Genomic DNA, 13171 nt, shown 5'->3' with positions numbered 1-13171 from the left:
CACCCACCAGGTAACAACGGCGAAAGACACCGCCGTCCCCAACTCAACCAGCGGATACCGAATCAAGATCCCTGCCGCACAATCCCGGCACCGCCCCCGCAACCACAGCCAGGACAGCACAGGCACATTGTCCCACGGCCGGATACGACCCCCGCAACTCCCGCACGCGCTCGGCGGGGCCACGATCGAGCGCCCGGCGGGCAGGCGAAAGATCACGACATTGAGAAATGATCCGATGAGCGAGCCGAGGACCCCCGCCACACCGGCCAGAGCACCAACCATCAGCTGCTCAGGTCGCGGAAACTCGTTCGGCTCCCTAAGTGAGCGCCGGAGGGGGGCGTCGGCGCTGGTCCTCCGAGGTTCACGCCTGGGATACCCACCGGGGCAAAATTCATTTGGGCCTGCTGGTTGAACTGAACCTTTGCCCCGTAGAGCTGGCCGCGCCAGTTATTGCGGTCGATCAGGATATTGCAGGGCGTGTAGACCATCACGGACAGAGTCGGGTCGGTGTTCGTCTCGTTGTTGAGGTAGATGTCCCCCGGTGGCACGCAGGTCGGGGCGTGGTTGGCGGTGTTGTCGGGCACAACGAGCCAGAGCTTTCGGTTGCCTCCCGACCCGGTGGCCTCGAGCTTGGTGATCGTGAAGCTCTTAGCGATGATGGCGACATTGGCGTGCAGGGCGATGGGCTTGATGCTGCTCTCTGTTGTGATCCCGTTCGGGCAGTTCAAGGCGTTCACCACCGTGGGTACGACAATGTCCTCCATCCACGCGGCTTCAAGGCCTTTGACCGAACAGCTGGCGGGCGCACCAGCCCAGGGGATCTCCACATACCCCTGACCCTTCCAGGTTGAGGAGACGAACCACGCCGCCGAGGCGGGAGAGGGGTAGGGGTACGGCACATCCACCCAACTGGGAATAACTGGTACTGGCGGCGCTGTCAGACCCCCCACACCGGTGCGCACGGTGCCCTGCACCGCGCCGGTCGCAACGGTGGCCGTGCCGCTCGAGAGCACGTCCCCCATGACCGCGGACCCCGTGGTCACAGTCGCATTGCTTGCGGCGGTGCCGGCCACAATGATCGTCTGCTTCACCGTGCTGCCGGTCACCGTTGTGTTGCCGCCCGACCAAACGCTGCCATTGACGGTGCCGCCCACTGCGACCGATCCCGCCGCGATCACGTCGCCAGCGACGGTCCCGCCGGAGAGAGTGACGTTTTTCGACGAGTGAATGGACCCAGTGACGTTGCAGTTCTTCAGAATGACGGACCCGTTACCGGTCATGACGCTGCCGGCGATTCCACCGTTGGTCTTACAGTCGATGTCGATGTCACCTTGCCCGACCTGGACGTCCGCCAGGATGCTGTCCGTGATGATGGGGTCGACAAGGCCGAATTGGTTGTGTGTGGCCGCGAAAGTTTCCGCGTAGATCGCCGCGCCCGTCAAACCGATCTGCGGAATGCCGGGGTAGGCCGGAATGTAGTCGTACAGGGCCTCGACCCGTTCGGAGTCGCCCGATGTCGCACCCGCGACACCTCTCGCCTGAGCATCCCCCGTAGAAATGATGCGAACCTTCGAGCTGGTCGTGGTGGGGCAGCCGGCTACCCAGCCGCCGCCGGCCTGGTACTCGATCGTGGCCCGGTAGCTCGGCACCGCGCCGACCGCGGACTTGTACACATGGCCGACCGCTGCGCAGCTGCCCGTCGTCTGCAGGCCGGCCACGGCGACATCCACGCCTGCCTCGGCCGCCGCACGCGCCTGCACCGAGGCCCTGCTGCTGCTCGTCACTCCGAGTCCGTTGACCGTGGCGGCGGTGATGGTCATCCCGATCACGATGGTTACCGCCATGACGCCGAGCACGGCCATCAGGGCACTCCCGCGCTCGTCGTTCCGGAGATTGCGCATTCCTGGACTTAGAAACATGGCAGGCTCACTTCCACTCCGGTCGCCGGCACGGGCTGCCGGCTGGTTGACGAGGTGCTGATGCGCACGGGTTGGCCCTCGCCGGTGTCGACGTCGACGAGGAGAGCTGCGCTACGGCCTGCCTTGGTGAAAACCGGGGAGCCCGAGACGGTCTCCATTCCACCACCCAGGAGAGTCCAGGTCGCGATATCGGCCGCCGTGGTCGGGATGAGCCCCGTGGCCGTCCTGGTGCGAATCTCGCCGTCATCAAAGGACCACGCCTGGCACGACCAGCTCGGGGTGACGCCGGAACCGGCGGTTCGAACGACGAGCAGTTCCGGTTCGACGCCGGCCGCGCTGTGCCAAATAGCACTTGCATTGCGTACGCCGTGACCGACGGACTGAGAAACAAGCTGACCGGCACTGCTCGCCTGTGTGGCGTCACGCACGGTGCGCTGAGTGGTCAGTGAATTGATAAGCAGCCCACCCACAATCAAGAGCACGACGACAGCGAGAACCATGTAGATCAGCAGTTCGACAAGAGTCATGCCGGCCTCAAAGCGTTCGCGCCTCTCCGGCACCTTGTGCTCAGCCATCAGGGAGCCCTCAGATAAACCAGCGTTGTGGCTGTGACGGGCGAAGTGGGCGACCCCGGCACGGACACCGATACCGATACCGATACCGATACGCTCACCGTTCTGGGGTAGCCGGTGGCCGCTGTCGGGCACGAGGCCACGGTGCGTGCCGGCTGGTAACGTGTGCCCCTGGCGTCGGTCACCGATGCAAGGGTGGCACTGCCGTAGGTGCTGAGGGCAGTGCAGGTGTTGCCGGCCGCACGAGCCTGCTCCATTTGCTGGTTGACCAGCTGGGTTGCGGTGGCAATGGTGGAATTCCGGACAGTAGTCTGCATTGACGTGATGAGGAGCGGGAGGAATGCGACGGCGAGGAGTCCGAGGAGGAACATGGAGATGACAATCTCGATCAGGCCGAATCCCGAATCCCCGAGCTCGAGGCTGGCTTGGTCCTTCGTCATCACTGGCGCCTTTCGCGGGGACTGTGTGCCACAGACGAATGCGGATAGGGAGTCGCCATTCACGACGCCCCATCCGCACTCAGCTTCAGCTAAGCGGGAGGAGCGGTAGGAGCGGTAGCCTTGAAAGCTCCGCTGCACGTTCCGACGATAACTCCACTGGAGTCGTCAGCTGCGAATGACTTCACGGTCGTGCCCGACGAGAAGACCTCCGAGTGGCTGCCCGCGATGCAGAATGCCCCTGCTCCGCCCGTGACGGCAAGCGTGATTTTCGTGTCGCCGCCCTTCGCCGCGGTTGCGATTGCTCCGAGTGCTGTTGCATCAGGAAATACGCCCTTCTCGGTGACCGAGGCGACGACCTGGATCTTGGCGTTAGCGATCGCCGACTGCACAGCGCTGCCCTTGGCCTGGGCCTGCTGGCCGAGGAAGATCGGGATGGCGATCGCGGCGAGGATGCCGATGATGATGACGACGACGAGAAGTTCGATGAGCGTGAAGCCCTTTTCCTTCTGGCCGAACTCCGAACGCTTGTGGGCGAGCGCCCCCGAGATACTTTTGATCATGTGAGAAGTCCTTTTCGATGTGGGGGGACAGTGCAGGTTTTCGGCCTTCGGGTGCCTGATTTGAGCTTATGGGTCAGGGAACACAGCGGCATCCCACATACAGGGGTATCCTGAGCGATTCATGACCCCAGTCAGGGGGTTATTTGATGTACTCGAAGATGCTGAACATGGGCATATAGAGGGCGACGATCATGCCGCCCACCACCACCCCGATGAAGGCGATCATGAGCGGCTCGATCAGAGCGGTGAGCTGCTCGGCGGTCGCCTGCACCTCTTGGTCGTAGAAGTCCGCGATCTTGGCGAGCATGGTCTCCAGGGCTCCGGCGTCTTCACCGACAGCAATCATCTGGGTCACCATGGCAGGGAAGACCGGTTCGAGGCTGAGGGGGCCGGCAATCGATTTGCCTTGTCGCACCGACTCCTGCACCTTACGCAGGGCCGACTCGATCACCCAGTTGCCCGAGGTCTCTCCGACGATGTTAAGCGACTGCAGGATGGGCACGCCGGCCCCGATCATCGTCGAGAAGTTGCGCGTGAAGCGCGCGATGGCCAACTTGGTCATGAGTGGCCCGAAGACCGGTAGCTTGAGCTTGAGCGGGTCGACGACCTTGCGCACACGCTCGGTGTTCTTGTTCTTCTTCCACCACACCGTGAACGCGATTCCACCGACCACGAGCACGGGCAGCAGCCAGACCATGGCCTTCGAGAGGAACACAAGCACCATGGTGGGCGCCGGGAGCTGGCCCCCGAAGCCAGCAAACATCTTCTCGAAAACGGGCACGATGAAGGTGAGCATGCCGATCACGGCGACCACAGCCATGATGAGCACGATAGTCGGGTAGGCCATCGCCGATTTGATGGTGTCGCGCAGCTTTCCCTCCGCCTCGAAGTTTCCGGCCACCGAGTTGAGCGACCCCTCAAGGAATCCGCCGGTCTCGCCGGCCTTGACCAGGTTGATCATGATCGGGGGGAACACGATGGAGTGCTTCTCCATCGCGTCCGACAGTGAGATACCCGTCTCCACGTCATTACGGATGGTCGTGAGGATCTTGGCGAGTTCCTTGTTCTCGGTCTGCTCGGCGAGGATGTTCAGGGTGCGCAGAAGTGACAGACCGGCCGACGTCATCGTGGCCATTTGGCGGCTCATGATGGCGAGGTCTTTGAGTCCGATCCCCTTGCTCATGCCGGGGATCTTGATCTCCGTGCTGAGCCCGGTGCCGACCGACACCTCGGACACCGAGATCGGCGACAGCCCCATGGCGCGCATCCGAGCGGTTGCCGCCGCCTCCGAGGCCGCATCGAGGCGCCCCTTGACGAGCTTGCCGGCGGTGTTGCGGCCCTTGTAGGCGAAGGCCAGGCTCGTGGGCATCTACTTCCCCCGGGACGAGAAGGCGTCGCCGAAGTCGATGCCGCTGGCTTCCATCGGATCGGACGGATCAACCCGGCGGATGAGCTGCGCCAGTCCCTCGAGGTCCTGCGCCTTCTCTTCCGCCGAATGCCGGGTGATCAGGCCCGCGTTCACCAGCTCGGCAAGGTGCTGGTCCATGGTGTGCATGCCCAGCGCACGACCGGCCTGCATCGAGGAGGCGATCTGGTAGGTCTTGCCCTCGCGGATCAGGTTGGCGACGGCCGACGTGGTGACGAGCACCTCAGTGGCGACGACGCGACCGCCACCGATCTTCTTGACGAGGGTCTGGCAGACCACACCCTGCAGGGTGGCGGCAAGTTGTGCACGCACCTGGCCCTGCTGGTGCGGCGGGAACACGTCGATCACGCGGTCGATGGTCTGGGCCGCCGACTGGGTGTGCAGGGTGGCGAAGACGAGGTGGCCGGTCTCTGCCGCGGTCAGGGCGACCGAAATAGTTTCCAGGTCACGCAGCTCGCCGATCAGAATGACGTCGGGGTCCTGGCGCAGCACGTGCTTGAGTGCGGAGGCGAAGCTCTTCGTGTCGTGGCCGACCTCGCGCTGGTTGACCAGCGACTTCTGGTGCTTGTGCAGAAACTCGATCGGGTCTTCGACCGTGACGATGTGGTCGGCACGGGTGCGGTTGACCAAATCGATCAGTGCCGCCAGGGTGGTGGACTTGCCCGAACCGGTGGGGCCGGTCACCAGAACCAGGCCGCGAGGAAGCTTGGCGAATTGACCGACCGTCTCAGGGATGCCGAGGTCTTTCAGCGGCTTGATCTCGCGCGGGATCAGACGGAACGCCCCTCCGATCGAGTTGCGCTGGTAGTAGTAGTTCACGCGAAAGCGCGCGCCGCCGGCCGTGTAAGCGAAGTCGAGCTCGAGCTCCTCCTCGAACTGCGCACGCTGCTTCGCCGAGAGGATGCTGTAGAGCGCAGAGGTGACCTTGTCACCCATCCACTTGCTCGCGCCCTCAATCGGCCGCAGGCCGCCATCGACGCGGATGCTCGGCGGCGCTCCGACGGTGATGTGCAGATCGGAGGCGTTCAGGTCGAGAACCTCGGCCAGGGCGTTCAGCAGGTCAAGGTCGGAGACCTCGTTGTCGCCGGTGCGGTTGGCGCGGGCGCGGCGCCCGGTCGTCTCGACCGTGCCGGTGTCCACCGGGAGGACCGTTGTCGGCGGCTGTGCGGCATCCGTCACATTGACGATATCGAACTCCGCCGAGTCAGGAGCGGCCGGCGCGGCATCGTGCTCCGTCGGTTCGGCACCACGACGCTCGGGATCGCCGAGGCTCCAGCTGCCCCCGGCGGCCCCAGGAGGCGTGACCGGAATTTCATAGATGGGCTGGCTCATGCAGATATCCCCTTTTGCACTATGCGACCACTCGCAAGATTTCTTCGATCGATGTCAAACCCATTTGGGCCTTGGCCCAGCCATCCTCGCGGAGGGTGATCATGCCCTGTTCGCGCGCCACCCGGCCGATTTCGGCGCTCGATGCTCGGGCCACGGCGAGCCGCTCGATCTCCTCGGTCACGGTCATCACCTCGTGCACGGCGATGCGCCCCCGGTAACCGGTCTTCGAACACTGCGTGCAGCCGACCGCCTCGAAGATCGTGGGCAGCGGGCGCTCCGGGTCGAACGCGAAGCGGAGGCGCGTCAGGTAGTCGACGGTCAGCACGGATGGCGTCTTGCACTTGTCGCAGAGGCGCCGCGCCAGGCGCTGGGCGACCACGCAGTCCAGGGCGGAACCCACCAGGAAGGGCTCGATACCCATTTCCGTCAGCCGGGTGATGGCGCTCGGCGCGTCGTTGGTGTGCAAGGTGGAGAGCACGAGGTGGCCGGTCAGCGAGGCCTCGATGGCGATCTGTGCGGTCTCGTGGTCGCGGATCTCACCCAGCAGAACGACATCCGGGTCGCTTCGCAGGATGGAACGCAGCGCACTCGCGAAGGTGAGACCTGCCTTCGGGTTCACCTGCACCTGGTTGATGCCGGCCATGCGGTATTCGACCGGGTCTTCGACCGTGATCACGTTGATCTCGGGGCGAGCGACCGCACCCAGGGTCGTGTAGAGCGTGGTGGACTTGCCCGAGCCGGTCGGACCGGTGATGAGGATCATGCCGTAAGGCTTGGAGTAGGAGGTCTTGTAAGCCTCGAAGTTGTGCTCGAGCAGGGCCAGCGCGCGCACGTCGAGAGTCGTGTTCGAGTTGTCGAGAATTCGCATGACGACCTTCTCGCCCCACACGGTGGGAAGAGTCGCAACGCGCAGGTCGATCTGACGGCCGGCATGGCGCACGGTCATGCGGCCGTCCTGCGGTTTGCGCCGCTCGGCGATGTCGATATCGCTCATGATTTTGAGCCTGGAGATAACACCGTTCTGGATGCTCTTGGGTGCGGTCTGCATCTCGTGCAGCACGCCGTCGATGCGGTAACGCACCCGCAGGCTGTGCTCGCCGGGTTCGATGTGGATGTCCGAGGCCAGGTCCTGGATGGCCTGGCTGACCAACAGGTTCACGAACCGCACGATCGGGGCATCGTCGTCGATGGAGTCCGAGACTCCGAACGAGGAGCTCTCCGTGGCGGCGTTCTCTTCCTCGAGTGTGGAGGTGAGGTCACTGAGCTCGTCGTCGGCGCGGTGGTAGCGGGTGATGGCGGCGAGCAGATCGCTGCGCTCGGCGACAACCTGGGTGACGCGCATCCGTGATGCTTCGCGCACGTCGTCGACAGCGAAGACATTGCCAGGGTCGACCATGGCGAGGATGAGGCGGCCGTCGTCGACGGCGATCGGGAGCACTTCGTGGCGTTTGCAGACGGCCACCGGCACGAGAGCCACGGCCAGGCGATCGACCGGGTAGTCGATCAGCTCGACGAAGGGCAGGTTGGCTTGCTGGGCCCGAGCCTTGGCAAACTGAACCTCGGTGATGACGCCCTTGGCGACGAGGGCGCGGACGGCGCTCTCATCGGCGGGGTCGCCGGCCATGAGGTGGTCGAGCTCCTCGATCGGCAGCAGACCGTGCAGGATCAAGATTTCGGTGAGGCTGGCCACGCGATCCTCTCGAACAGGCTCGGTAAGTAAGTAACGGACAACGCTATCTCGGGGGCAGGGAATCCGGCCAGACCCACAATGAGGGGGACACGGTTCGAAAAATGCCTCTGTTCAGTGATCCTAACGGGGCGGGGCTTCGACCCGACATAGACACGGCATCGACCCGGCTTCGACCCGGTTGCGGCCCGGCATCGACACGGTTGCGGCCCGCAGAACGGCAGGCGGAATACGGCCGCTGCTGGGCGATGCCCGGGCCGGTCTCGGCCTGCTCGAAACGGTCTAGACACCCATCCAAAGGTTGTCGATGATGTTCTGTGTGTAGCCCAGCGGGCCGGCATTCGTGTACTTCGTGGCGAGCCAGATGCCGCCCCTCAGAAAGTGGGACTCACCGAAAGCGCCGTCTGCCGTGTTCGTCTGGATGATCCAGCGGCGGCCCTCCGACTGGGTGAAACACTCCAGTCCGTTTGCGACGAGCCGGGCCTCCACCGCGACGGTCTGTTCCAGGGTCACCCAGACCACAGTGGTGATGATCCCGGTGTCGGATCCCCCGTACGGGCTCGCCCAGACGCAGGTCAGGTGGTCGAGAGCGTCGATCTGGACGCGCAGCTCGGCATTGTCGGTGCCGTGGGACACGCCGGCATCCGGGTCCTGGCTCCAGACGGGATTCAGGGTCAGGTCGCCGAGCGCCTCGACCATGGCCGGGCTGTAGAGCTGCGTGCACGCGGTTGAACGTGGATCGCCCGGCGCCGCGGTCTGCCCGGGTGCGGATTGCGTCGGCTTGAGGGTTGCCGGGGGCGTGGTGGTGGTCGGAGAATCTGTAGCGGTGGGTGCGTTGGTCGGGGCGGGCGTCACGGTGGCGGTTCCGGTGGTCTCGCCTGCGCCCGGGAAACCTTCACCGCCCCGGGGTCTCCATTGAGGCAACCGGCGGCCTTGGACGGCTTCGGAGCGGCCGGATTTGCTCAGAGATAAATTCGATTATTCTCTTAAATTGTGTGAGTAACTCTCGACACTGGGTGCGAGTTGAGGTATTCTCGTAACCTGACCAACCTCGCGGAAGACCTCAGGCAGGCGGCCGATTCCGTGGCCCTGCTGGGCTCGTCATGCGCTGACTTCTCGGCCCTTCCTGATGCCGAGGTGTTGGCCGGTCAGAAGCGAATCGCTTCGATCCGCCGTCTCGTCGATACCTATGCTGCCTGGATGGCGGCGACCATCGCCAAGCGTTCCCGACCGGAGCTCGGGCACTCGGGTTTGGCGGCGCAGCAGGGGTATCTCTCCCCGGAGGCCCTGATTCAGAACTCGACCGGCTCGTCGAAGGGCGACGCGTACAAGCTGGTCGCAGTCGGCACCATGATGGCCGATGCCGAGGCGGCCGACAGGCTCGTCGAGGCGGCGCTGTCCTCGCCCGACGCGGATGCCGCCGAGGTCGCCGAGGTCGAGGCGAAGGTGCCCTGGCAGGCGCCGATCGCCCGGGCCGTCACCGCCGGCACGCTCTCGGTTGACGCGGCCGAGTCGATCCGGGCCGGGCTCGGCCAGATCGATGCGGCAGTTACCGCGGAGAAGCTCGGGGTGGCCCTGGCGGCGCTGCTCACCGAGGCGTCGTCACTGAATGCCGATCAGGTGTTCAAGCAGGCGAGACGGATGCGCGACCGGCTCGATGAGGCCGGCATCGCCGCCCGCGAGAAGCAGGCCTACGACGACCGCTACCTGCGGGTCTACCGGCTGGGCAACGGCACCGTACGACTCAGCGGGCTGTTCGCGCCCGAAGACGGCGAGTTCGTGCTCTCCACCTTCGACTCGATCACGGGCCCGCGCCGCGGCGGGGTGCGATTCGTGGACGCAGAGCGGGCAGCCTGGGCAAAGAAGATGCAAGACGACCTCCGCACGACCGAACAGATCGCCGCGGACTCCCTCGTGCAGCTGCTGAAGATCGCCGGCGAGGCCGACCCAGGCCGGGTCTTCGGCGGACGCCGACCCTCGGTGCGCGTGATCGTGACCGAGAAGGCGCTCAAGCCGGAAGCAGCCGCGCAGGAAGCAGAGGCGCGGCAGCCGGCCGCACCGGTCGCTCACGGGCAGATCGAGGGCAACCCGGTCCCGATCTCGCAGGAGACCATCGACCGACTCCTCTGCGACACCGGAACCCGCGGCATCAAATTCGACGCGGACGGCCAGATCATCAACGTCGGCCGCGACGAACGACTCTTCACCGAGCACCAGCGCGCCGCAATGGCAGTACGCGACGGTGGATGCCTCTGGATCGACTGTGACAGGCCACCGGCGTGGACTGAGGCCCATCACGTCAACGAATGGTTGAAGGAAAACGGGTACACCGATCTGGCCGACGGAGTGCTGCTGTGCCATCCGCACCATTTGCTACTGCACAACCAGCACTGGACGTTCATTCGCACCGGAACGCGGTACTGGCTGAGGCCACCGGTCGAGGTCGATCCAGAGCAGACGCTGGTGGCGTTGCCGAGTAAGAGGTCGGGGCTGTAGTCCAGTCACACTTCTCGACGACGGACAATGCGTCAACATCGGCCTCGCGCAGCACCTCATTCACCGAGAAGCAGCGCGCGGGGATCGTGGCCCGCTACGTCGGATGCCGCTGGCTCGGCTACGAACGCCCGCCCGCCCGGACCGAAGCCCACCACCTCGACCAATGGCTCGCAGACGCCGGCGGCCCTGCCCGGCAAGAACGCCCTCCTGCAATCACCAAAACCCCCGGGAAACCGAAAATTCTGATGCTCACCGAATCTGAACCAGCACTGCTAGGTTTTCCCTAGGAACGACCAGGGGGCTGCAAGATGATTGAAAATTGGTACTGGATGCTTGTCTATCCGGCCTTGATACTGGTCGTGATGGAAACGCTTTGGATCGGTTCACGCCGGCGCCCCGGCTTCGGGCACAAGACTGCCATCGTGATCACCATTGTCGTGCGAATCATCTACCTCACGTGGCGCGTGTTGTTCACCATCCCGTCCGACGCCTGGTGGAACACTGCGACCGGCATTCTGCTGTTAACGGTCGAAGTACTCGGATTCGCACAATCGCTGGCGGTGTATGTCACCCTCTGGACCCCATACGCCGGGCGCACTGTGCCGTTGCCGCCAGCAGACGAGCTCCCGCGGGTCGACGTGTTCATTGCCACCTACAACGAGCCCGTGTCAATGCTCCGGATGACCATTGCCGGCGCCGTGGGCATGCGCTATCCGACCGACGGCGTTCGCGTTTTCGTCTGCGATGACGGCGCGCGTGAGGAAGTGCGCCAACTTGCCGAAGAGTACGGGGCCATCCATCTCATCCGGCCTGACCACGCTCACGCCAAAGCCGGCAACCTCAACAATGCGCTTGGGCGGAGCGACGGGGACCTGATCGTGACCCTGGACGCGGACATGGTTCCCCGGCCGGACTTCCTGGAGCGCACCGTCGGTCGTTTTCAGGACCCCGAGCTGGGCTTCGTCCAGGCGCCCCAGGCGTTCTACAACGAGGACCCGTTCCAGTACAACCTGTTCTCCGGTCAGGCTTTGCCGAACGAGCAGGACTTCTTCATGCGTACCCTGCAGGCAGGCAAATCACGCTTCAATGCGGTGATGTACGTGGGGAGCAACACGATGTTCCGCCGCTCGGCTTTGGAAAGCGTGGGCGGATTTGCAGTGGGTGTGATCACGGAGGATCTCGCCACGGGCCTCCTGATCCAGGGGGCCAAGTACCGGACCGAATTCGTGCCGGACATCATTGCGGCCGGGCTGGCCCCGGAGAACCTGGCCGACATGCTCAAGCAGCGTGACCGCTGGTGCCGCGGCAACATCCAGACGGCCCGCAAGTGGAACCCACTGACCCTGCCCGGACTCACACTGATGCAGAGGTGGCTCTATTCCGATGCGGTCGTCTACTGGTACTTCGGGGTTTTCAAGCTGATCTACATCATTACCCCGCTGCTCTTCCTCCTCTTCGGGGTGGTCGCCCTGGACACGAGCGTGGAGGCCCTGCTTATCTTCTGGCTGCCCACCTATCTCTGCGTGATGCTGTGTTTTGCCATCATCGTCGGACGTCGCCGGAGCCATTCCTGGAGCAACATCTACGAATTGGCTCTGACCCCCGCCATCGCGCTCTCCGCGGCAGCTGAGACGCTGGGCCTGCGAGTCAAAGCCTTCAACGTCACCCCCAAGGGCGTTGGCCTGAAAGAACAGGTCTTCCACTGGCGAATCGCGCTCCCCCACCTGGTGCTTCTGACCCTGGCGGCCGTCGGCCTGGTGCGAGGAATCTTCCTCAGCCCGGAACTCGCCAACACGAGCGCGCTGTACATCAACGTCTTCTGGTGCCTGTACTTCGTGGTCGGCCTGGTGCTGGCCGTCACTCTGTGCGTTGAGCGTCCACGCCTCCGGTCAGCCGAGCGCACGCCGATGAGTACACCGGTGACCGCGGCCTTCCAGAATTTTGGCGCTCACCCGGGTGAACTCGTCGACCTGAGCCTGATGGGGGCACGCATATCCATTCCCTGGTCGGAGCGGCTCGACCCGAAGGGCTTCGCCTCCAAGGCATCGTCGGTCACCGCTCTTCAGATCCCTGAGGTCGGCGAACTGCCCGGAATAGGCAGCTGGATCGTGAACTCCTCGGACGGTGTGACGATCGGCTTCCGTTTCGATCCGCTCACCCCAGAGCAGACCGTGGACCTGGTACAGGTGATCACCGAATCACCGAGCTGGGTCCGGGGAGACGAGGAGGAGAAGGCCTACCTCGCCACTGCCGGCTGGCGTGCAGTACGTGGGGCCACAACGCCCACGCTTCCCTGGCGGCGCGCCCAGGTTCGGATGGCTACCAACTCGTCGGCTGTTTTGCATCCCGTCACCCTCTTCGAGCGCGGCCCAGCTCTCGAACTCGCCCGGGAACGTGAGGCCGCGTTCGCCGTCGACCGCGTGCCCACCGCCGCGGCGGGAGGGCTGGCACTCGACGTCGTCGATCATCCGGAAGCGGAATCCCTGGATCGGGATCCCGGGGCGCTCACGGCAGCGGTCGAGGACATCGGCTTCGGCGGGTGCCGCCTATCGCTCCGCCACCGACTGGAACCGGGAGCGCTCGTCATCGTCGAGATCCCCGGAAGCCTGGCACAACCGGAGGTGGCCGAGGTGCGGTGGGTGAAACGACGCTGGGTGGGCTACGAGGCCGGCCTTCAATTCGACCGGGCGAACCCGACGGGATAAGGCCGAGCGGTGGCACTCTCATAGGGCGGCTGCG

Annotated in this window: 10 protein-coding genes and 1 pseudogene; 2 read left to right on the top strand and 9 right to left on the bottom strand. The window is 64.6% G+C overall.

What is annotated here, in order from left to right; all coding sequences use genetic code 11:
- Positions 1–18: 18 nt before the first annotated feature.
- The 9 genes and pseudogenes from E3T34_RS16860 to E3T34_RS02805 all read right to left on the bottom strand — a co-directional run.
- Positions 19–282: pseudogene (locus E3T34_RS16860) on the bottom strand (prepilin peptidase); the annotation flags it as partial.
- Complete coding sequence (locus E3T34_RS15690) at positions 282–1901, bottom strand: polymer-forming cytoskeletal protein (RefSeq protein WP_166785822.1); 1620 nt, start codon at positions 1899–1901, stop codon at positions 282–284. The gene E3T34_RS15690 and the pseudogene E3T34_RS16860, both read right to left, overlap by 1 nt.
- 8 nt (positions 1902–1909) lie before the next feature.
- On the bottom strand, positions 1910–2494 hold the full coding sequence (locus E3T34_RS02835; RefSeq protein WP_134342125.1) for a hypothetical protein: 585 nt from the start codon (positions 2492–2494) through the stop codon (positions 1910–1912).
- Entirely contained in the window at positions 2494–2931 is a 438-nt protein-coding gene (locus tag E3T34_RS02830) for a prepilin-type N-terminal cleavage/methylation domain-containing protein (RefSeq protein ID WP_134342123.1), read from the bottom strand. Before E3T34_RS02830 ends, E3T34_RS02835 begins: the two co-directional genes overlap by 1 nt.
- 89 nt (positions 2932–3020) lie before the next feature.
- A complete protein-coding gene (locus tag E3T34_RS02825) occupies positions 3021–3491 on the bottom strand; it encodes a type II secretion system protein (RefSeq protein ID WP_134342121.1) in 471 nt (156 codons plus the stop codon).
- Positions 3492–3630: 139 nt separating this feature from the next.
- Positions 3631–4860 (bottom strand): type II secretion system F family protein, encoded by a 1230-nt coding sequence (locus tag E3T34_RS02820; RefSeq protein WP_134342119.1) that lies wholly within the window; start codon positions 4858–4860, stop codon positions 3631–3633.
- The gene (locus tag E3T34_RS02815) at positions 4861–6249 is read right to left on the bottom strand and encodes a type IV pilus twitching motility protein PilT (RefSeq protein WP_134342117.1); all 1389 of its coding nucleotides are present in this window, start codon (positions 6247–6249) and stop codon (positions 4861–4863) included.
- Positions 6250–6268: 19 nt separating this feature from the next.
- The gene (locus E3T34_RS02810; protein ID WP_134342115.1) at positions 6269–7939 is read right to left on the bottom strand and encodes a GspE/PulE family protein; all 1671 of its coding nucleotides are present in this window, start codon (positions 7937–7939) and stop codon (positions 6269–6271) included.
- A 279-nt stretch (positions 7940–8218) separates the two neighbouring features.
- A complete protein-coding gene (locus E3T34_RS02805; RefSeq protein ID WP_134342113.1) occupies positions 8219–8791 on the bottom strand; it encodes a hypothetical protein in 573 nt (190 codons plus the stop codon).
- 168 nt (positions 8792–8959) lie between these two features.
- On the opposite strand from E3T34_RS02805, the gene E3T34_RS02800 reads away from it, so the two are divergent.
- Together E3T34_RS02800 and E3T34_RS02795 are read left to right on the top strand one after the other, a co-directional pair.
- The gene (locus tag E3T34_RS02800; RefSeq protein ID WP_134342111.1) at positions 8960–10432 is read left to right on the top strand and encodes a DUF222 domain-containing protein; all 1473 of its coding nucleotides are present in this window, start codon (positions 8960–8962) and stop codon (positions 10430–10432) included.
- A 308-nt stretch (positions 10433–10740) separates the two neighbouring features.
- A complete protein-coding gene (locus tag E3T34_RS02795; RefSeq protein WP_134342110.1) occupies positions 10741–13137 on the top strand; it encodes a glycosyltransferase family 2 protein in 2397 nt (798 codons plus the stop codon).
- Positions 13138–13171 lie beyond the last annotated feature (34 nt).

This window comes from Cryobacterium sp. TMT1-62, from assembly GCF_004403145.1.
GTDB lineage: Bacteria > Actinomycetota > Actinomycetes > Actinomycetales > Microbacteriaceae > Cryobacterium > Cryobacterium sandaracinum.
The sequence above is the reverse complement of the archived record's forward strand: the minus strand, read 5'-3'. Positions and strand labels throughout refer to the sequence as shown.

Excerpts from the sequence above, each read along its gene's own strand:
- E3T34_RS15690 (WP_166785822.1), bottom strand. The coding sequence starts at position 1,901 with ATGCGCAATCTCCGGAACGACGAGCGCGGGAGTGCCCTGATGGCCGTG.
- E3T34_RS02835 (WP_134342125.1), bottom strand. The coding sequence starts at position 2,494 with ATGGCTGAGCACAAGGTGCCGGAGAGGCGCGAACGCTTTGAGGCCGGC.
- E3T34_RS02830 (WP_134342123.1), bottom strand. The coding sequence starts at position 2,931 with ATGACGAAGGACCAAGCCAGCCTCGAGCTCGGGGATTCGGGATTCGGC.
- E3T34_RS02825 (WP_134342121.1), bottom strand. The coding sequence starts at position 3,491 with ATGATCAAAAGTATCTCGGGGGCGCTCGCCCACAAGCGTTCGGAGTTC.
- E3T34_RS02820 (WP_134342119.1), bottom strand. The coding sequence starts at position 4,860 with ATGCCCACGAGCCTGGCCTTCGCCTACAAGGGCCGCAACACCGCCGGC.
- E3T34_RS02815 (WP_134342117.1), bottom strand. The coding sequence starts at position 6,249 with ATGAGCCAGCCCATCTATGAAATTCCGGTCACGCCTCCTGGGGCCGCC.
- E3T34_RS02795 (WP_134342110.1), top strand. The coding sequence starts at position 10,741 with ATGATTGAAAATTGGTACTGGATGCTTGTCTATCCGGCCTTGATACTG.